The organism is Amycolatopsis sp. H20-H5, assembly GCF_035828755.1.
Lineage (GTDB): Bacteria > Actinomycetota > Actinomycetes > Mycobacteriales > Pseudonocardiaceae > Amycolatopsis.
Genome location: NZ_JAYMZS010000045.1, coordinates 45,048 through 63,802, shown reverse-complemented (window position 1 = coordinate 63,802; position 18,755 = coordinate 45,048). Strand labels below are relative to the sequence as shown.

Annotated in this window: 15 protein-coding genes and 3 pseudogenes; 10 read left to right on the top strand and 8 right to left on the bottom strand. The window is 72.5% G+C overall.

Features of this window, described 5'->3' with window-relative positions:
* Positions 1-888 (top strand): annotated as a pseudogene (locus QMK34_RS24160) (cytochrome b); the annotation flags it as partial.
* Positions 889-985: 97 nt separating this feature from the next.
* Here QMK34_RS24160 and QMK34_RS24155 read toward each other — a convergent pair.
* Positions 986-1,270, bottom strand: a complete 285-nt coding sequence (locus tag QMK34_RS24155) for an Lrp/AsnC family transcriptional regulator (protein ID WP_326416569.1) — start codon at positions 1,268-1,270, stop codon at positions 986-988.
* Between the two features lie 43 nt (positions 1,271-1,313).
* The gene (locus tag QMK34_RS24150; RefSeq protein WP_326416568.1) at positions 1,314-3,035 is read right to left on the bottom strand and encodes a DEDD exonuclease domain-containing protein; all 1,722 of its coding nucleotides are present in this window, start codon (positions 3,033-3,035) and stop codon (positions 1,314-1,316) included.
* A 95-nt stretch (positions 3,036-3,130) separates the two neighbouring features.
* On the opposite strand from QMK34_RS24150, the gene QMK34_RS24145 reads away from it, so the two are divergent.
* The gene (locus QMK34_RS24145; protein ID WP_326416567.1) at positions 3,131-4,528 is read left to right on the top strand and encodes an NYN domain-containing protein; all 1,398 of its coding nucleotides are present in this window, start codon (positions 3,131-3,133) and stop codon (positions 4,526-4,528) included.
* Positions 4,529-4,740: 212 nt separating this feature from the next.
* A complete protein-coding gene (locus QMK34_RS24140; RefSeq protein WP_326416566.1) occupies positions 4,741-6,525 on the top strand; it encodes a D-alanyl-D-alanine carboxypeptidase family protein in 1,785 nt (594 codons plus the stop codon).
* A 12-nt stretch (positions 6,526-6,537) separates the two neighbouring features.
* Here the strand turns inward: QMK34_RS24140 and xylA are convergent, their stop codons facing one another.
* Positions 6,538-7,686: a xylose isomerase gene (gene xylA / locus QMK34_RS24135; RefSeq protein ID WP_326416565.1), complete on the bottom strand. Its 1,149-nt coding sequence runs from the start codon at positions 7,684-7,686 to the stop codon at positions 6,538-6,540.
* Between the two features lie 99 nt (positions 7,687-7,785).
* Here xylA and QMK34_RS24130 point away from each other — a divergent pair, with 99 nt between their 5' ends.
* Positions 7,786-8,961 carry an ROK family transcriptional regulator gene (locus QMK34_RS24130; RefSeq protein ID WP_326416564.1) on the top strand — a complete coding sequence of 392 codons (1,176 nt, stop codon included), beginning with the start codon at positions 7,786-7,788 and terminating at the stop codon, positions 8,959-8,961.
* A gap of 137 nt (positions 8,962-9,098) precedes the next feature.
* Here QMK34_RS24130 and QMK34_RS24125 read toward each other — a convergent pair.
* From QMK34_RS24125 to QMK34_RS24110, 4 genes and pseudogenes are all read right to left on the bottom strand, one after another.
* Positions 9,099-9,446 (bottom strand): annotated as a pseudogene (locus QMK34_RS24125) (LysR substrate-binding domain-containing protein); the annotation flags it as partial.
* A gap of 169 nt (positions 9,447-9,615) precedes the next feature.
* Positions 9,616-11,754 carry a phage holin family protein gene (locus QMK34_RS24120; protein WP_326416562.1) on the bottom strand — a complete coding sequence of 713 codons (2,139 nt, stop codon included), beginning with the start codon at positions 11,752-11,754 and terminating at the stop codon, positions 9,616-9,618.
* Positions 11,751-12,338 (bottom strand): DedA family protein, encoded by a 588-nt coding sequence (locus tag QMK34_RS24115; protein WP_326416561.1) that lies wholly within the window; start codon positions 12,336-12,338, stop codon positions 11,751-11,753. Before QMK34_RS24115 ends, QMK34_RS24120 begins: the two co-directional genes overlap by 4 nt.
* Positions 12,335-13,108, bottom strand: coding sequence for an MBL fold metallo-hydrolase (locus QMK34_RS24110; protein WP_442785199.1), 774 nt, complete (start codon positions 13,106-13,108; stop codon positions 12,335-12,337). Before QMK34_RS24110 ends, QMK34_RS24115 begins: the two co-directional genes overlap by 4 nt.
* Before the next feature lie 170 nt (positions 13,109-13,278).
* Between QMK34_RS24110 and QMK34_RS24105 the strand changes: the two genes are divergently transcribed.
* The 5 genes and pseudogenes from QMK34_RS24105 (at position 13,279) to QMK34_RS24085 (ending at position 17,644) form a co-directional block, all read left to right on the top strand.
* Positions 13,279-13,521, top strand: a complete 243-nt coding sequence (locus QMK34_RS24105) for a hypothetical protein (protein ID WP_326416559.1) — start codon at positions 13,279-13,281, stop codon at positions 13,519-13,521.
* A gap of 473 nt (positions 13,522-13,994) precedes the next feature.
* Positions 13,995-15,044 carry a C40 family peptidase gene (locus tag QMK34_RS24100; protein ID WP_326416558.1) on the top strand — a complete coding sequence of 350 codons (1,050 nt, stop codon included), beginning with the start codon at positions 13,995-13,997 and terminating at the stop codon, positions 15,042-15,044.
* Between the two features lie 92 nt (positions 15,045-15,136).
* Positions 15,137-16,296 (top strand): annotated as a pseudogene (locus tag QMK34_RS24095) (glycosyltransferase family 4 protein).
* Positions 16,296-16,847 carry a dienelactone hydrolase family protein gene (locus QMK34_RS24090; RefSeq protein WP_326416557.1) on the top strand — a complete coding sequence of 184 codons (552 nt, stop codon included), beginning with the start codon at positions 16,296-16,298 and terminating at the stop codon, positions 16,845-16,847. The pseudogene QMK34_RS24095 and the gene QMK34_RS24090 overlap by 1 nt, the downstream one beginning before the upstream one ends.
* A 23-nt stretch (positions 16,848-16,870) precedes the next feature.
* Entirely contained in the window at positions 16,871-17,644 is a 774-nt protein-coding gene (locus tag QMK34_RS24085; protein ID WP_326416555.1) for a hypothetical protein, read from the top strand.
* On the opposite strand, the gene QMK34_RS24080 is transcribed toward QMK34_RS24085, so the two are convergent.
* Positions 17,626-18,261 (bottom strand): uridine kinase, encoded by a 636-nt coding sequence (locus QMK34_RS24080; protein WP_326416554.1) that lies wholly within the window; start codon positions 18,259-18,261, stop codon positions 17,626-17,628. The two genes, QMK34_RS24085 and QMK34_RS24080, sit on opposite strands and share 19 nt — an antisense overlap.
* Positions 18,262-18,384: 123 nt before the next feature.
* Between QMK34_RS24080 and QMK34_RS24075 the strand changes: the two genes are divergently transcribed.
* On the top strand, positions 18,385-18,738 hold the full coding sequence (locus tag QMK34_RS24075; RefSeq protein WP_326416575.1) for an SRPBCC domain-containing protein: 354 nt from the start codon (positions 18,385-18,387) through the stop codon (positions 18,736-18,738).
* Positions 18,739-18,755 lie beyond the last annotated feature (17 nt).

Sequence of the window (18,755 nt, the reverse complement as noted above, 5' to 3'; positions counted from 1 at the left end):
TTCTTCGCGCTGACGATGGGTGTCATCGCACTGATGTCGGGGTTGTTCCAGATCAACCCGATCTGGAACATCGGCCCGTACAACCCGTCGCAGGTGTCCGCCGGGTCCCAGCCCGACTTCTACATGGCCTGGGCGGACGGGCTGCTGCGGATCTGGCCCGCGTGGGAGCTCTACCTCGGCAACTACACGGTCCCGGCGGTCTTCTTCCCCGGTGCGGTCGGGATGCCCGTGCTGATCGGGCTGCTGCTGATGTATCCGTGGCTCGAGCGGAAACTGTCGAAGGACACCGCGCACCACAACCTGCTGCAGCGCCCGCGCGACGTACCGGTGCGGACCGCACTGGGTGCGATGGCGCTCGGCTTCTTCATGGTCATCGAGCTGTCCGGCTTCAACGACATCATCGCCGAGCAGTTCGACATCTCGCTCAACGCGACGACCTGGGCCGGCCGCATCGGCGTGCTGATCGTGCCGCCGATCGCGTACTACCTCACCTACCGGCTTTGCCTCGGCCTGCAGCGTGGGGACCGCGAGGTGCTGGAACACGGCGTCGAGACGGGCATCATCAAGCGCCTGCCGAACGGCGAGTTCATCGAACTCCACCAGCCGCTGGGCCCGGTCGACAACCACGGTCACGCGATCCCGCTGGCGTACCAGGGCGCCACCGTGCCCAAGAAGATGAACAAGCTGGGCTCCGCCGGGCACGCGATGTCCGGTTCGACCTGGACGCCCGACCCGCCGGAGGAGACCCGCGCGCTCGAGCGGGCCCAGGGCAACGGCCACTCCAACGGGAACGGTCACAGCAACGGGCACGGCGACCTCGGCGGTGTCCCCGACGCGGCCTCCGAGCCCAAGGAGATCACCAGCGGCTCCGGCTCCAAGGAGCACTGAGCTACACCCGCTTAATGGCCTCTGAAGGCCACCTTGAGGGCGTTAGAGTCCCTCATGGTGGCCTTCAGAGGCATCTAGGGATCGTGGCGGCGGGGGCTCAGTCGCCTTCGACGCCGATGTCGAACGCCGAGTCGTTGTCGGCTTTCGAGTACGAGCGGAACGCGATGTGGGTGACGGTCTCGCGCACCCCGGCCACCTTGCCGATCTTCGCCGGGATCAGGTCGGCGAGATCCTCGTGGGCGGCGACCCGCACCGACGCGATCAGGTCGACGTCGCCCGCACAGGAGTAGACCTCGTTGACGCCCTCGATGTCCGCGATCGCCTGCGCGGCCTCCGGAATGGCGTCGGCCTCGACATGGATCAGCACGATCGCGGTGATCAAGGTTCCTCCTGTGGTTGGCTCGGGTTCCCTGATCGTAGTGGGCTCAGACTGCCGCGTGCTCGAGTGAGGTGGCGGTGGCCACCTGGTTGAGCCAGGTGTGCCAGCCGCCCGCGATCGTGGCCGGTTCCGCCCAGGGGTGGGTGGTGCGGACCAGCCTGACGCCGGGGCGGGCCAGCCAGCGCAGCAGGATGCCGATCTCCTCGCCGGCGCCGCCGTAGAGCGGGCCGGGGCCGGGGAGCACCGTCTCCGCCGAGGCGACCAGGAGCTCGACCACCGGCATCGGGGACACGCCCCGCCGGGCTACCCCGGCCGAGGCGAGCCTGCCGTGGCGGATCACCGCGAACTCCCAGCCGCCGTTGCCGTCCGGACCCGCGGCGATGAGCTCGGGGATCGCCGCCAGCGACGACTGCTTGTGCGCCCGGCCGACCGCCCTCACCAGCACGGCGAGGTCGTCACGGTGGCGGGCCGCCTGCTCGAAGTGCTCGGCGTCGGCCAGGCGGCGGAGCTGCTCCGCGGCTTCCCGGAGCGGCCGCCCGCCCCGCCCGGCGATCAGCTCGGCGACCGCCTCGACCCCCGGGGAGTACTCGGCGACGCTCTGACGGCCCGCGCAGGGCGCGCCGCAGCGGCCCAGCTCGGCGAGTACGCAGGGGGCGCCCGTGGGCGAGACCGGCGAGATCCGCTGGGTGCACGTCCGCAGGCCGGTCGCCCCGGCCAGGGTTTCGGCCGCGGTGCGCGCGTCGCCCTGGGAGCGGAACGGGCCCAGCATGCCGTCTCGGGGCACCCGGACTACCGAGAGTCTGGGGAACGCCTCCTCGGTCAGCGCCACCCACCAAGCGTTGCGGGGGTTCTTCGAGCGCCGGTTGTACGCGGGCCGGTGGGCGGCCAGCAGCCGCAGCTCGCGGATCTCCGCCTCGAGCGAATGGGCGCACTCGATCCCGTCGACCCGCTCGGCGAGCCCCACCATCTCTCGGATGCGCCCGCGGCTTTCCGAGCCGGTGAAGTACTGGCGCACCCGGCGGCGCAGGTTGCGCGACGTGCCGACGTAGAGCACCTCCTCGCTGGGCCCGCGAAACAGGTACACCCCGGGGACCGGCGGCAGGTGCGCCGCCATCCCGCGCTTGCGGCGCTGGGCCGGGGTCACCTCGGGGAGGTAGTCGAGCAACTCCTCCAGGGTGTGGACGCCTAGGTTGCCGACCCGCTCCAGCAGCGCGTGCAGCACGTCGACGGTGGCCTTGGCGTCGTCGAGCGCGCGGTGGTTGGGGGTGGTGCGGGCGTTGAACAGGTGGGCGAGCGCGGACAGCTTGTAGCTCGGCGTCTCCTCTCGCGGGATGACGCGCCTGGCGAGTTTGACCGTGCACACCACGGCCAGCTTCGGCCAGACGTACCCGTGCGCCTCGCAGGCCGCGCGCATGAACCCGGTGTCGAAGCCCGAGTTGTGCGCGACGAGCACCGTGCCCGCGATGAACTCCAGGAACGCGGGCAGCACGCGCTCGATGCGCGGCGCGTCGTAGACCATCGCGCCGGTGATGCCCGTCAGCGCGACGATCTGCGGCGGAATCGGCATCCCGGGGTTGACGAACGTGCCGAACTCACCCAGCACCCGGCCCGACCTGACCTTCACCGCGCCGATCTCGGTGATCGCGTCCGGGCCTGCCCGCGTGCCTGTCGTTTCGAGGTCGAAGACGACGAAAGTGGTGTCCCGCAAGGGAGTGCCCAGTTCGTCGAACGCGAGCTGTGCTTGCGCCGCCCGCCGTCCCGTATCCATGTCGGGCACCCTAGACGGGCCCACCGACAATCTCCGGCGTTGTCCAGCGTGTCCCATCCGGCGCGCGTTCGGGTGACGGGGCCTACCCTGGTGCCATGCACCCGCAGCCCGCAGCGCCGGATCTGCCAGGGGACGCCACCGGCGGCCTCTCGGGCATACCGCCGCGGGCAGGCGAACCCGAGGAAACCGAGCCGGTGCCGCCGTCGTCCTGGACGGTGCTGCCCGAAGCCGTCCGCGAGCGGATCGCCGAGCTCGCCGCCGCCGCGGTGGCCAAGCTGCCCACCGCCGACGTGCCGCGCCAGCTGCGCCCGGTCGCCAAGTTCGCCCCGGCCAAGCGCGCCAAACTCGGCGGGACGGCCCTGCTGGCCGCGCTCGGCGAGTCCTCCCAGTTCCGCACGGCGGTCATCGAATGGCTGCGTGAGCACCGCAAGGACGCGCTGGATCCCAACGCGGCCGATTCGGTCGTCGGCGCCGCTGCCGCGGTCCTGCTCGGCGAGGCGACCGCAGGCACGCGCGTCCGGCTGGTGGCGAAGAACGCCGAGGAGACGGTGCTGCGTGCCGAGCGCGACGCCGCCCTGGCCAGGAACCAGCGTCTCGAGGCCGAGCTGGAGCATCTGCGCGGCGAGCTGACTTCCGCCCGCGAAGCGGTGGAGAACGTGCGCGGCGAGCGTGAGGCGGAGCTCGACAAGCTGCGGCGGAGGCTGCGCGAACAGGGCGTCCTGCTGCGGCAGGCGAAGGACGTCGCCGAGCTGGCCAAGGGCGAGGTCGAGCGGGGTGGCGCGATCCAGGCGGGCGAGCTCGGCGTGCTCACGGCGAAGCTGGAGCGCGAGCGCCAGCGGGTGGCCGGTGAACGGGCCAGGGCCGAACGCGCCGTGGCCGACGCCGAGATGGCGCGGCAGTCCGCGCGCGAGGCGCGCCAGGCCGACGAGGTCCGGCTGGCGCTGCTCATCGACACGATCGACGGCGCGGTCAACGGCCTGCGCCGGGAGCTGACCCTCGGTGGTGGCGCCGGTGGGTCCAGCCGCCCGGCCGACCACGTCCGCGGCGCGACCTCCGGCCTCGGCGCCGGTGGGCGCATCCAGGACGTCGGCGCGCTGGACAGGCACCTTTCGCTGCCGAACGTGCACCTGATCGTGGACGGCTACAACGTGACCAAGACCGGCTATCCCGAGCTGGCGCTGGCCGACCAGCGGGACAGGCTGATCCACCAGCTCTCCGCGCTCGCCGCGCGGACGGCCGCGGAGGTCACCGTGGTCTTCGACGGCGCCGGTGTGCTGTCGGTCCCGGCGGCGGTGCCCCGGGGCGTGCGCGTGCTGTTCTCCGATCGCGGCGTGCTCGCCGACGACGTCATCCGCTCGCTCGTGGCGGCCGAGCCGCCGGGGCGGCCGATGGTGGTGGCGACCACCGACCGCGCGGTGGCGGACTCGGTCCGGCGCCGGGGCGCCTACCCCGTGCCGTCCGCCGTGCTGGTGAGCAGGCTCAGCCGCGTCTAGCCGCATTCAGCGTCCATGCCCGGGTTGCCCCTGAAGGCCACCATGACGGCGTTAGACGCTGTGATGGTGGCCTTCAGGGACCACGGGGTGGGCGGCGCTCGGGTGGCGGCGATGCGAAGTCGCAATGTGTACACCCGAACGGGTGCGTGACCTGATCCGGTTTGTCCCGTTGTGCTGGGTGACCGGCTGGGTTTCTCGTTGTCAGGAGTGCCTTGGATTCGCGGATACGTGCCGCTGTGCTGCCGTTGCTCGTGGTGGGCGCTCTCTGGAGCACCCCGTTCGCCGATGCGCAGCCTCCGCCACCCGCCGATCCCGGCGACCTGCGGGTGGAGGCCGGGGTCGCGCCCGGCGCCGGGGTGCCGGATCCCCGGCCGGGTGACGCGTTCGCCGATCCGAAGGTCGCGGACCTGCAGCGCACCGCCGCCGACGTCCAGCAGCAGCTCGGGGACCTCGCCGGGCGGGTACAGGTCGCCCAGGACGGGCTGAACACCGCCACCGCCCGGCTGCAGCGTGCCGCCGCCGAGCGGACGGCGGCCGAGGCCGAGGTCGAGGCGCAGCAGCAGGAGGTCGACAAGCTCACGCTCTCGGCGTTCACCGCCATGGGCAGGCCGGACACCCTGCGGCTGCTGTTCGCGACCCCGAGCCAGCGTGACCTGCTCGACGGCGCCGAGATGGTGTCGAACGTGCGTGCCGAGCAGGACTCCCGGCTCGGCGGGGCGCTGGAACGGCGGCGCAAGGCCGTCGACGCCGAGCAGGCCGCCGCCGGGGTGGAACGGACCGCCGCCGGGACCAAGAGCGAGCTCGACCGCAGCAACGCCGACGCCGCCAACCGGGCCGACGCCGTGTCCTCGGAACTGCGCGGCCCGATCGACGCGGCGAACTCCGCCGTGCTGGCCCTGCGGCAGGCGCAGAAGAAGCGCAACGACGAGACGACGGTGAACTGGAAGGCCTACACCGATCGGCTGGCGGCCGCCGGGATCACCCCGCCGTCCGCCGCCGCGCTGCGCGACCCGGCGCGGCTGCCCGCCGGGCTCACGCCACTGCCCGGTCAGGACGGCCGCGCGCAGGCCGGGGTCGCCCGTTCGGGCAAGAGCGGTTCGGAGCAGCTGGTGCTGCCCGCCGAGACCATCAAGGCCGTGACCACGGCCATCGCCGCGCTGGGTAAGCCGTACGTGCCGCGCGGCGGCGGCGAGGGCCCGGCGGCGTATTCCTGCGACGGGCTCGTGCGCTCGGTCTACAGCGGGGCCGGGCTTCCGCAGCCCGGCGCGACGGCCGACCAGTTCGCCGTCGGACGGCCGGTGCCGGTCGCCGACGTCCAGCCGGGCGACCTGGTGTTCCTGGGGCCCGCGAAGTACGGCGTCCAGTCCGTCGGCGTCGTGCTCGACGGCCGGACCATGCTCGCCGCCGACGCGCGCTCAGCGGGTGTCGTGGTGGCCGATCTTCCCGCCGGGGACACCGTGCTCGGCGTTTCGCGGCCTTCGCTCGGCGCCCGGCCCGCCGAGGCGGTGCCCCAGCGGGCGGGCGGTCAGCTGACCTGGCGGTGCGGCGGGGTCGAGACCCCGCCGCGTACCGCCGGGTCGGATCAGGCCGCCGGTGCCTGGGGCGGGTTCCCCAACGGCCTGATCCCGGGTGCCGCGCTGTGCCCGATCGGGGTGGGTTCGCACGTCCTGCGCTGCGATGCCGCGCAGGCGTTCGGCGAGCTTTCCCGGAGTTACGCGGGGGTGTTCGGCGCCCCGATCTGCGTCACGGACTCCTACCGGACGTTCCCCGCGCAGGTGGACCTCTACCGGCGCAAGCCCTCGCTGGCCGCCGTGCCGGGCACGAGCAACCACGGCTGGGGGCTGGCCGTCGATCTCTGTGGCGGGCCCGAGTCGTACTCCTCACCGCAGTATGCCTGGCTGACGGCGCACTCCCGGGCCTTCGGCTGGGCGCATCCCGGCTGGGCGCGGGCGGGCGGCGGCCGCGAGGAGCCCTGGCACTGGGAGTTCACCGGCTGACCCGCGACCCGGTCAGCGAGTGCCGAGAAGGTGCTCCAGGGCGAGCTGGTTGAGGCGGGTGAAGTGGTAGCCGCGGTGGCCCGCGGCGGTCTCGTCGAACTCGTCTTCGGCCAGGTCATCCAGGGTTTCACCGGGGGACAGGGTGGGCGTCGCGAGTTCGGGCACGCGGGAGGCCGCGAGCGCTTCGGTCACCTCCGGATCCGCGCGGAACGCCTTCGCCTTCTCCTTCAGGATCAGGTACGTCCGCATGTTCGCGGCGGCCGAGACCCAGACGTCGCCGGTGTCCTCGGTGCGCAGCGGCTTGTAGTCGAAGTGGCGCGGGCCGTCGTAGCCGCCGTGCTCCAGCAGGTCCACCAGGAAGAACGCGCTCGACAGGTCGCCGTGGCCGAAGATCAGGTCCTGGTCGTACTTCGGGCCGTGCTGGCCGTTGAGGTCGATGTGGAACAGCTTGCCCTGCCACAGCGCCTGTGCGACGCCGTGCACGAAGTTGAGCCCGGCCATCTGCTCGTGCCCGACCTCCGGGTTCACCCCGAACAGTTCCGGGCGCGCCAGTTCGCCGATGAACGCGAGCGCGTGCCCGATCGTCGGCAGCAGGATGTCCCCGCGCGGCTCGTTCGGCTTGGGCTCCAGTGCGAACCGCAGCCCGTATCCCTGGGAGACGACGTACTCCGCGAGGAGGTCGAGTCCCTCCTTGTAGCGGGAAAGCGCCGCGTGGACGTCTTTCGCCGCGTCCGACTCGGCGCCCTCGCGGCCACCCCAGATGACATACGTGCTCGCGCCGAGTTCGGCCGCGAGGTCGATGTTGCGACGGACCTTGCGCAGCGCGTGGCGGCGGATGTCGCGGTCGTTGCTGGTCAGCCCGCCGTCCTTGAACACCGGATGGGTGAACAGGTTCGTGGTGGCCATCGGCACCTTGAGCCCGGTCGCGGCCAGCGCGTCCTTGAACCGCCGGATCGCGATGTCCCGGTCGGGTTCGGTGGCGAGCAGGTCGTCGTCGTGGAAGGTGACGCCGTACGCGCCCAGTTCCGCGAGCCGGTGGACGCTCTCGACCGGGTCGAGCGGCGGCCGGGTCGCGCTCCCGAAGGGGTCGCTCGCCGGCCAGCCGACGGTCCAGAGGCCGAAGGTGAAGCGGTCTTCCGGGGCGGGCGTGTAGGCGTCCATGACGGATCCTCTCTATTTAGTCCACGTTGTGGACTAAATATGCGACGGGACGGGCACGCCCGTCAAGTGGCCACTAGAGTTCCGGGCAGGAGGACTGCGATGACTCAGGCGGTGCGGCACGATTCGATGCGCGCGCGCAATCTCGAGGTCGTGCTCGGCGAGGTCAGCCGCGGCGGGCCACTGACCAGGGCCGCGGTCGCCGAGCGCACCGGGCTGACCAAGAGCACGGTGTCCAAGCTGGTCGGCGACCTCGTCGACGCGGGCATCCTGGCCGAGTCCGGCCTCACGCGCGCCGGGGAACGCGGCCGTCCCGGGGTCGAGGTGGTGCTCAGCGGGAACCGGGTCGCCTCGCTCGGGCTGGAGATCAACGTCGGCTATCTCGCGGTGTGCCTGCTCGACCTCGCCGGCGAGGTCCGGCTGACCCTGCGCCTCGCCAGGGACAACCGCGGGTCCGCCCCGGACGAGGTCCTCGCCGAGCTGCAGGTGCTGGCCGCCGAGGCGCTCGACGAGGCCGACCGGCTCGGGTTCACCCTGGCAGGGGCCGGGCTCGCCGTGTCCGGCCCGGTCGGGGACGGGCTGCTGCTCAGCGCGCCCCACCTCGGCTGGCAGGACGTCCGCCCCGGCGAGATGCTCGACCTCCCGGTCCCCGTCGAGCTCGACAACGAGGCGAACTTCGCCGCGCTCGGCGAGGTCTGGTTCGGCGCGGGCGAACTGGATTTCCTCTACGTCTCAGGCGAAGTCGGCATCGGCGCCGGATTGGTGCTCGACGGCGCGCTGTTTCGCGGGGCGCACGGGCTGGCCGGCGAACTCGGCCACGTCGTGGTCTCGCCGGACGGGCCCCCGTGCCGCTGCGGCGGCCGCGGCTGCCTCGAGGCCTACGCCGGTCAGGAAGCGCTGCTCGCCGCCGCGGGCGGTCCGGCGACGATCGCCGACCTGGTCGCCCTCGTCAAGGGCGGCGACCAGCGCGCGGAGCTGGCCTGCGCCGAGGCCGGGCGCGCGCTCGGCCTGGCGCTGGCATCGGCGGTGAATCTCCTGGACCTCGACCGGATCGTGCTCGGCGGCATCTTCGCCCCGCTGTTCGGCTGGTTGTCCGGGCCCGCCGAGCAGATCCTGCGCGAGCGGCTCGGCCGGTTGCGGGGTTCGGTGCCCACGGTGACCAGTTCCCGGCTCGGCGCCAGCGCCGCGACGCTGGGCGCGGCGGGCCGCGTCGTCCACCGGGTCATCGCCGAGCCCGGTCCGTTCCTCGCCGCCCACCGCGAGGCTCGGGAGGCTTAGGGCGTCCACGCTCGCGAAGCCCGCGCCACCGGCCCCGACTTCGCAAGTCCCTGAAGGCCACCATGAGGGCGTCAGGGTCCCTCATGGTGGCCTTCAGAGGCACGGTCTTGCGCCCGCGCCGAGAGCCCCGTCGGGGGTCAGCAGCACTCCGGCGGGCGGATCCACCGCGCCCAGGTACGGCACCAGCGCGACTCCCTGGCCCGCCGCGGCCAGCGCGAGCATGGTGGCGCCTCCGCCCAGTGGCCGAGCCGCGCACCGGCGGCGTCCGGGGCCGGTGAAGCCGTTGCGAGGTAAAGGGATTCGCTGCACAGCGGTTCGGTGATCAGCCCGGGTTCGGCGAGGAACGGCACGAAGTGGTACTCGTGGACCAGCGCGACGTCCAGTTCGCCCGCCCGCTGCGCGTCGGCGACGGCCGCCGGGCCGACCTCCGACACCATCGGCTCCAGCCGCGGATGCTCCCTGGCGAGCGCGGTCAAAAGGGGTCCTGCACGCGCAGGGCCGGATTCCCACCCCGGACGTGCGGCTGCCGTTGCTGGCCACCGGGCGGGACTCGGTGGAAAGGTCCTGAAACAGCTGGCCGAACTGGGGGACTCGCGCTACTGAGGGTGGGACTCGCCGAGGCCCCGGCGAGTCCCACCCTCAGGGCTGCGAGTTCTACGTTCGCGCGGGCTCCGCGGGGGCGTCGTCGGCGGTCGCGGTGTCGCCTTCGCCTGGCTCCGGATGGCCGAGGAAGGTCAGCCAGCCACGGAAGATCCGGTGCAGCTCCTCGGCGCCCACCGGCTCGCCGGGGGAAGGGAATTCCCTGGGGTAGGCCAGGAATCCCCGTGCCTGCGGGCCGCCGAGCCCGCCGTGCGAACCGACGTGGGTTTCGAACGGTGAGGACTGGTCGGACTCGGGGTCGTAGCGGCTGTTGATCATGATGTCGGCGCAGTGCGGGAAGGTGTCGACCCGGCGGATCAGACCGGCGGCGTGCGGGCCGTAGTGGGTCAGCGGGTCCTCGCCGACGACCACGCCGGTCGCCAGGCGGCGCAGGCCGTCGCGCCCGAGCACCACCGGGCCGAATTCGGCGCTGCGCACCAGCAGGAACCCCACGCCGGGGTGGTCGACCAGCGCGGGCAGCAGGTCCGGGTGCTCGCGTTCGATCGTCTCCAGCTCCACGCGTCCCTCGTGGTCGGTGAATGACACCATCGCCACGTGGCCGGACACCACGGCGACCACGCCCGGTGCGACGCGGCTGACGTTGCCGGGCGCGCCGGAAGTCGTGCGGGGACGGTCTTCGGCGCACTCCGCGTCCTCCACCCGGCCGCGCAGCCGCCGCGCGATCAGGCCGCCGCCGGACGCCGCCTCCGCGAGCCCGGCGTTGACCTGCCAGCTCTCCGCCTGTCGCCGCCGCCCGGGACCGGGCGCTGGCGAGCCGCCGCACAGCCGCCCGACGAGCGTCTCGATCGGCTCGCCGAACCGGTCCGCGAACGCCCAGCCCTGGGTCTGGCCGTGATCGGACAGCACGACCACGTGGTACGGCCGGGGGCCGAGCCGGGTGGCCCGGTGCAGACGGGCGATCTGCTGGTCGATCGAGCGCAGCACGGCGAGGGTGTCGAACCGTTCGATGCCGGAGTGGTGCGCGACCTCGTCGTAGCCGAGGAAGTCGGCGTAGACCACCGGCCTGCCCGCGAGGATGTCGCCGAGGATCGCGGACACCACCACGTCGCGGGCGATCACCGTGGTGCCGGGCCGCGCCAGCGGGTAGAGCCCGCCCCGGTTGATCCGCGGCCGGACGTCGGCGCGGCGCTGCTTGGCCGCCGAGAACAGTTCGCGGGCGACGTCGATCAGCGCGACGCCGAGCGTGCGCAGCGCGTTGACCGGGTTCGCGAAATAGGCGTAGTACCCGGCGCCGACGCGATCCGCGCCCCGGCGGCCGCGGCGCAGTTTTTTGGGCACCAGTAAGGGAACCGAGCTCATGGTGAGGCTGACATGCGGGGCGTCGCCGCTGAACAGGTTGCCCCGGCCGGCCCCGTCGCCCGACAGCAGGCCCTTCCCGTCGGAGTGCCTGCGTTCGATCTCGGCGGCGTCCTGCGGGTGCGCGCACGCCATCACGTGGTCGCGATCCTTTTCGTACCAGCGGAAACCGAGGATGTCGTGATTGGACCCGTGCAGGATCCCGCAGACACTCGCCCCGGTCTGTGAGCTCCAGTCGGTGTGCCACGGGACGAGTTTGTGGCTGTCCGTCCGCAGCCACGCGGCGAGCGTCGGCAGGTCACCGTCACGCACGGCGCGGCGGACGGTGTCGTAGCCGAGGCCGTCGATCTGCAGGAACAGGACCCCGGGGGCGTCGTCGGCCACGCCGCCTTCCGGGGCGTGCCGCTTGCGCCGCCGGGCGGCCCGGCGGAAGAAGATCTCGTCCTCGTCGACGGCGAGCACGCTGCTGATCACCGCGCCGACCGCCGCCATGCCCAGCGTCACGATCACCGCGGTGCGGAAGTCGCGGACCACCACCCCGGGAATCGTCCGGAACACCGCGAGCACGGCCGCGCCGAGCAGCAGGAACCCGCCGACGCCGAACGTGAAGAACGCCACCGGCCAGGCGATCCGCAGCACCAGCGGCCACAGCACGGCGGTGAGCAGCCCCAGCGCCAGCGCGCAGGCGATCGCCTGCCAGCCGCTGGCCACCTCGAACCCGGGCAGCAGCATGTCGAGCAGCCGCAGCGCGCCGGCCGCGGCGGCCCCGACAAGCAGCGCGCGGGCGATCGTGCGGCCGCCGGTGAGCAGGCGGCCCCGTGGCTGGGTCTCGGTCAAGGACTGCCTCCGGTCTCGGTCTTCTTGCGGGCCCTGCTCACCAGATTGAGCACCACCGTGACGAGCAGCACGAGCACGGTGGCCAGCAGGGTCGCGATCAGTGGTGAGTCGAAGATGCCGCCACTGACGATGCCCAGCACCGCGTAGGCGGCCGCCCAGGCGACGCACGCCACGGCCGCGGCCGGGAGCAGCCGCCGCCACGGGTAGCCGAGCGAGCCGGCGGCCACCAGCACCGGGATCCGGCCCGCGGGCACGAGCCTGCCGATGACGATGAGCTGCCAGCCTTGCCGGGCGAAGCGGTCACGTGTCTTTTCCAGCAACTCGGCCTTCTGATGCCGTGTCACCCAGCGGAGTGCCGCTTCGCTGCCGAACCGGGGAACGGCGAAGGTGATGACGTCGCCGATGAACGCGCCCAGCGCGGACAGCAGGAGCACCAGCGGCAGGTTCAGGTCGCCGGTGGTCATCGCGATGGCGGCCCCCGCGCCGACCACGGCACCGGTGGGCACGATCGGGATCACCGAACCGAGCAGGACGCCGCCGAACAACGCGGGGTAACCGAGCGACGCCGGGTCTGTCCAGCTCACGAGGGATCCTTCGGTGCGGGGACGAGGATCTCCGCGCCCGGGGGCGCGATGACGACTTCGGTGTCGTGCCCGGCCTCGGCCACCGCGGCGGCGAACTCGCGAGGTGGCTCCACCAGCAGCCGTCGCATCCGTGCCGTGCGGGCGATCCCCGGCAGCGCCAGCGTGCCCCAGTGCACCGGGACGGCCAGGCGCGGGCGCAGCAACCCGACGGCGTCGGCGGCGCGGCGCGGGGTCAGGTGGCCCGGCCCGAGGTTCGGTCCCCAGCCCCAGACCGGCAGCAGCGCGGCGTCGAGCGGCCCCAGCGCCGCCATCTCGGGGAAGAGGTCCGTGTCGCCCGAGGCGTACACGCTCGAGCCGTTCGCGGTGAGCAGGTGGCCGAGCGCGGGGGCCTGCGGACCGTGGGTGAGTCGCGGGCCCCAGCGATGACCCGAATGGGTGGCCTTGGTGGCGGTGACCCGCAGGTCGCCATCGGTGTAGGTCTCGCCGGGAGCGATCTCCTCGACCAGGGTGACGCCCTGTTTCCGCAGCCAGGCGCCCGCGCCGCGCGGCACGAGCACGGTCGCCGAGGGCAGCAGCCGCAGCGACGGCAGGTGCAGGTGGTCCCCGTGCAGATGGGAGACGAGCACGAGGTCGGCGTCGCGCCAGGCCTGCGCCGCGGGAGGGGCGACGACCCTGCTCAGCGGCCCGACGCGCGCGGTGAGCACCGGATCGGTCAGCACCACCCGGCCGCCGAGCTCGAGCCGCACTGTCGAGTGCCCCAGGAAGCGCATCGTCAGCTCAGTCACCCGGCGAGTATCGCCCGTCTTCGACGGCGTGTCGTGCCGAGGCTCGCCGGGCCGGTTTCCCGCCGATTGCGCGGGCCCGGCCGCTGACCGGCGGAAACTGTCGGTGGGTGGGCCTAACGTGCGTTCCGTAGGCAAACCAGTGTGAGGAGTGACGCATGGAGAACCTCCCGGTCGGTGCCGTCGACGTCGGCATCGAGGAGATCGAGACGATGATCGTCGACTGCGATCGGTGTGTGGTCCGCGGTCTAGCCTGCGGTGACTGCGTGGTCAGCGTGCTGCTGGGCGCCCCGCCCGCCGTCGAATGGGACGCGGATGAGCGCCGCGCCCTCGACGCGCTCGCCGAAGGGGGCATGATGCCGCGGCTGCGGATGGATCCGGGCGAGGCGCGGCCCGCCTGAACCCCGCCTGAACCCCTCCGACACGCCGTCGCGACACGCCCTTTTCGTTAGTGGCGGCGAATGGTCGATCCGGCTCGATGAACGGTCGGTGGCCGGCAGATGCCCAGAAGGTAAGGCCCGTCACAGGTCACCCTTCGGCGCTGGTCCGGGGGTGTTTCGGCGCAGCGGGAGCCGTTTCCCCCGGTGCCGTGGTGGACGTGGTGGCAGCGGTTTCGTAGCCTGTCCGAGATCTCGTGGCGGTAGCCGTCGCCAAGACGGCGACACGGGATCGTCGCCGAGACAGCTTTGTCGGGGAGCTGTACCGGAAACCACCGCGCACCCTATCCAGCCGGGGTAGAACTCGGCCGGAAGCGCGGCGGGACCAGGCGTGGCCAGCGGGTGTTTTCGCTGGTCAGCGCCGCAGTGGGCCCCCGGCCTCTGCGGCAGGCCGGTGCCCGGTCGGCGGCTGATGAGCAAAGGAGACACACGCGGCCGTGCAGTCGCAACGAGTCAAGCGCGTGGTGTCCGGTGCGCTCGCCGCGTTCGCGGTGATCACCCTGGTCACAGCCACGCAGCCCGCCGCCATCGCCGCCCCCGCCCCCCAGGCCCCGCCCGCGGGCGGCATCTCCGAAGCGCTCGCCAAGTACCGCGAACTCGCGGCACAGGCCGAGCAGATCAACGAAGACCTCCTCAAGGCACAGGACGACCTCACCGCCAAACAGGCCGAGCTCGACAAGGCGGCGGCCGACGTGAACGCGGCCAAGGACGCCGGGGCCAAGGCCGCCGGCACCGAGGAGACCTACCGCACCGAGGTCGACAAGTTCGCCGGCGCCTCCTTCACCAGCGGGGTGGAGATGAACAAGCTCTCCGCGCTGCTGGCGGGCAACACGACCCAGGAGTTCCTCGAGCGTTCCTCGGCGCTCGACATGCTGGCGAACGACAAGTACGTCGCGCTGAACAACCTCTCGGGCGCCGTCCAGGCCGCCGCGGCCGCGACCGGGAAGGCCACCGACGCGCAGAACCGCGCCACGGCCGCCCGCGACGCCTCGGCGAAGCTCAAGGACGACATCACCGGCAGGCAGAGTTCGCTCAGCGACCAGATCAACCAGCTCAAGGCCGCGAACTCCGCGCTCAGCATCCTCGACAAGGCGGCGCAGCGGGACAAGGGCGGGGCCGCCCCGAACGTCAAGGCCCCCAACGCCCAGGCCGAGCTGGCGATCGACGCCGCGCTCAGCAAGCTCGGCAGCTCCTACGTGTGGGGCGCCACCGGGCCGGGCACCTTCGACTGCTCGGGCCTGATGCTGTGGGCCTACAACAAGGCGGGCATCAGCCTGCCGCGATCGAGCCGTGAGCAGTCCACGTTCGGCACCCCGGTGTCGCGCGACCAGCTGCAGCCGGGCGACCTGGTGTTCTACTACTCGCCGGTCTCGCACGTCGGCATGTACCTCGGCAACGGGATGATGGTGCACGCGCCCACCTCGGGCGACGTCGTCAAGATCTCGCCGCTGCAGAGCCAGTACAGCGGGGCCCGCCGCCCGTCCTGAGCTCCGCCGTCACGTCCCGGCCGGGGCGGTGTCGCACACGTTCGTGCGATACCGCCCCGGCCGTTTTCGTGGCGGCCAGTAGCCTGCTGGGTGTGCTGAGGACGCTATTGGTGACCAACGACTTCCCGCCCCGGCCCGGCGGGATCCAGAACTACCTGAACTCGCTGGCCACCCGCCTTCCCGCCGACGACCTGGTCGTCTACGCCCCGGCCTGGGAACGCGACTCCGGCTCGCACACCGAGTTCGACGCCGCCGCGCCCTTCGAGGTCGTCCGGCATCCGACGTCGCTGATGCTGCCGACCCCGGACGTGCTGAAGCGGGCGAAGGAGATCATGCGCGCTCGTGACTGCGAAGCCGTCTGGTTCGGCGCCGCGGCTCCGCTGGCGCTGCTCGGGCACTCCCTGCGCGGCGCGGGCGCCCGGCGGGTGCTGGCGTCCACACACGGCCACGAGGTCGGCTGGTCGATGCTGCCGGGCGCGCGGCAGGCGCTGCGCCGCATCGGCGACACCGCCGACGTGCTCACCTACGTCAGCAAGTACACGCGCACCCGGTTCGCCGCCGCGTTCGGCGCGCTGGCCGGGCTGGAAATGCTCCCGTCGGGGGTCGACACCACGTTGTTCCGGCCCGACGCGGCCGCCCGCGAGGAGATCCGCTCGCGCCACGGCCTGGCGGACCGGCCGACCATCGTGTGCGCGTGTCGCGGCTGGTGCCCCGCAAGGGCCAGGACCTGCTCATCCAGGCGCTGCCCGAGCTGCGCAAACGCGTTCCCGACGTCGCGCTGCTGCTGGTCGGCGGCGGGCCCTACCGCAAGCACCTCACCGGGCTGGTCGACTCGCTCGGCGTCGGCGACAGTGTGGTGATCACCGGCTCCGTGCCCTGGCAGGAGCTGCCCGCGCACTACAACGCGGGCGACGTGTTCGCGATGCCCGCGCGGACCAGGGGCAAAGGACTCGACGTCGAGGCGCTCGGCATCGTCTACCTGGAGGCCTCGGCGACCGGGCTGCCGGTGGTCGCGGGCAACTCCGGCGGCGCCCCCGAGGCCGTGCTCGACGAGGTCACCGGCCACGTCGTCGACGGCCGTGACGTGAACCAGCTGCGCGAAACGCTGGTGGCGTTGCTCGAAGACCCCGTCCGCGCACGGCGGATGGGCGAGGCAGGGCGGGCCTGGGTGACCGAGAACTGGCGCTGGGACGTCATGGCGAAGCGGCTCTCGGGCCTGCTCGACGGCGACCCGGTCGCGGCGGTGCGCTGATGGCCGACGTCGTGTTCTTCCACTCCGCGCTGGGCCTGCGTCCCGCCGTCCGCGCGGCCGCCGAGCGGCTGCGCGCCGCCGGGCACACCGTGCGCACCCCCGACCTGTACGACGGCCGCACCGCGGGCAACGTCGCCGACGGGGTCGCGCTGGCGCAGCAGCTCGGCATGGTCGTCTTGATGGAACGCGCCCGTGACGCCGTCGCCGACGTGCCCGCCGGAGCGGTCTACGCCGGGCTGTCGCTGGGCTCCGGCGTCGCCGCTCGCATCGCGAAGCTGCGCGGCGACGCGTCCGCGTTGGTGCTGCTGCACGGTTCGCCGGAGCTCACCGGCCTCGACGGGCTCCCGGTGACGCTGCACGCCGCCAGCCCGGACGACTGGGTCGAGGAAGACGAGCTCGACGTGCTGAAACCCCGTCAGCACACGGAGATCTTCCGCTACGACGCCGTTTCGCACCTGTACACCGACCCTGGCACCCGGGAGAGCAAGCCGCTCGACGCCGAAGCGGCCGAGCTGACCTGGCAACGAGTACTGGCGTTCCTGGCGCGCTGAAGCGCCGTTTCCGGGGGAGAACCATGACCACACCGTCCGCGCCCGACAGCGAGCACGTGCTCGTCCGCGCCCGGCGTACTTACCTGATCGCGATGCTGCTGGGGCCGATCGTCCTCGCCGTCCTGGGCGTGTTATCCCTGGTGGGACTTCGCCGCCCCGGCTCCGGGGCCGTGCTGCCCGCGCTCGGGTTCTTCGCGATGGCGCTGATCGTCCTGCTGGCCGGGTACGTCCTGCGGAACGCGCCGTCGCGGTGGAACCGGGTCGCCGCGATCAGCGGAGTCCTCGCCGGTGTCTACGGCGCGATCGGTGTTCTGGTCAGGCTGGGTGACGATCAGCTGCTCATCGCCGGCGCGGTGCTGGTGGTGCTCGCGCTCGTCCCGTGGCTCGCGGTGCGCAACGCCTCGGCTTCGGTACTGGCCAGGCCCACGGGCGAGCTCGTCGCCACGATGGCCGAGCTGTCCTTCCCGCTGCGCGACGAGGCCGACGGCTGGTTCCTGATCCGCCACGACGAGATCGCCGTGCGGATCCGCCGCGAACGACGTCGTCACGTGGACGACAACCATGACGACTCGGTCGTCTTCGCCGGGATCGCGGCGTTCGAGGTTGTCGACCTGCCGGGCGGCGAGAAGGTCGAGATCGGCCTCGGGTACACCGTCACGCCGGGCGCCGGCCCCGCGCTGCGCGTGCGCGTCGCCGACGAAGGTGTACGGCAGGACGAGTGGATCGTGCCGATCGACGAGGCGGGTCCCGCCGCCGAGGCCCTGCGCGCCCGGATGACTCAGGCGCCCTCGAGGTAGAGCGCGGGGTGCTTCGGGTCGTCCACCCGGACCACGACGTCGGCGAAGCCGGACGGGCCGGTCTCCTCTTCGTACCGCTCGTACGCGGGGGCGGCCCAGGCGGCTTCCGGTGGCAGGCGACGCCGGAGCGCCGCGGGGGAGAGCCACAGGTGCACGGTGACGTCGAAGGCGAGTCCAGCGCCGAGCAGCAGCTCGCCGTCGACCACCACGACCCCGCCGTCCGCGAGTTTCACCCGGTCACGGCGGGTGGCGCGGTCACGCACCGTGTCCCACAACGCCGGGAGCACCTCACCCGTGCCCTCGTCCGTGAGTGGTTCGAGCACCTCGCGGCGCAGCGCGCCGGTGTCGAGCCAGTCGTAGTAGCGCGAGTCGGGGTTTTCCTTCCCGTGCTCGAACCGCAGTGAGGCGGGCTTCAGGAAGTCCCGCGCCGACACGCGCAGCGTCTCGCGACCCAGTACCCGCAAGGGATCCACCAGCGCGTCGGCGAGTTCTGTGGTGTTGGTCGCACCGTCGGCGCCGTCGATCGCGACCGCGATCCATCGGCGCTCGGTGACCGCCACGACGCGCTCGGTCAGTTCTGCCACGAGAAGGGCGGGCGAAATCGGGCGGTAGCGCACGGGAATGATCCTCCACCCGGACCGGTGACGGCTCTCGGCCGCACTCGATGGGATGATGGCGGGGTGAGCAGAGACGAGGGGAAGACGGCCGATTCCGGTTGGCAGGTAGGGGTTTCCCAGGCTGTGCCGCGAACACCGGCGCAGCTCTGGGAGTTCCTGGTCAGTCGGGAGGGCGTGGAGATCTGGCTCGGACCTGGTGCCGAACTGCCGAGCAGGCGCGGCGCGTCCTACGAGACGGCGAACGGCACGACGGGGGAGATCCGGAGTTTCTCCGCCGGCGAGCAGGTCCAGCTGACCTGGCGGCCGAAGGACTGGGACCACGACTCGACGCTGCGGGTCGCGGTCGGTTCCGCCGGGCAGAAGGCGACCCTGCGGTTCCAGCAGGAATGGCCCGCGGACGCCAAAGAGCGCGCCGAACAGCGGGCATACTGGACCGAGGTGTCCGAGCGGGTGATCGCCGCGCTCGGCGAACGGTGACCTACCGGGGGTAGCGG

Coding starts and splice junctions, on each gene's coding strand:
- QMK34_RS24150 (WP_326416568.1), bottom strand. CDS start 3,035: ATGGATACGGGACGGCGGGCGGCGCAAGCACAGCTCGCGTTCGACGAA.
- QMK34_RS24145 (WP_326416567.1), top strand. CDS start 3,131: ATGCACCCGCAGCCCGCAGCGCCGGATCTGCCAGGGGACGCCACCGGC.
- xylA (WP_326416565.1), bottom strand. CDS start 7,686: ATGGACGCCTACACGCCCGCCCCGGAAGACCGCTTCACCTTCGGCCTC.
- QMK34_RS24130 (WP_326416564.1), top strand. CDS start 7,786: ATGACTCAGGCGGTGCGGCACGATTCGATGCGCGCGCGCAATCTCGAG.
- QMK34_RS24110 (WP_442785199.1), bottom strand. CDS start 13,108: ATGCGCTTCCTGGGGCACTCGACAGTGCGGCTCGAGCTCGGCGGCCGG.
- QMK34_RS24105 (WP_326416559.1), top strand. CDS start 13,279: ATGGAGAACCTCCCGGTCGGTGCCGTCGACGTCGGCATCGAGGAGATC.
- QMK34_RS24090 (WP_326416557.1), top strand. CDS start 16,296: ATGGCCGACGTCGTGTTCTTCCACTCCGCGCTGGGCCTGCGTCCCGCC.
- QMK34_RS24085 (WP_326416555.1), top strand. CDS start 16,871: ATGACCACACCGTCCGCGCCCGACAGCGAGCACGTGCTCGTCCGCGCC.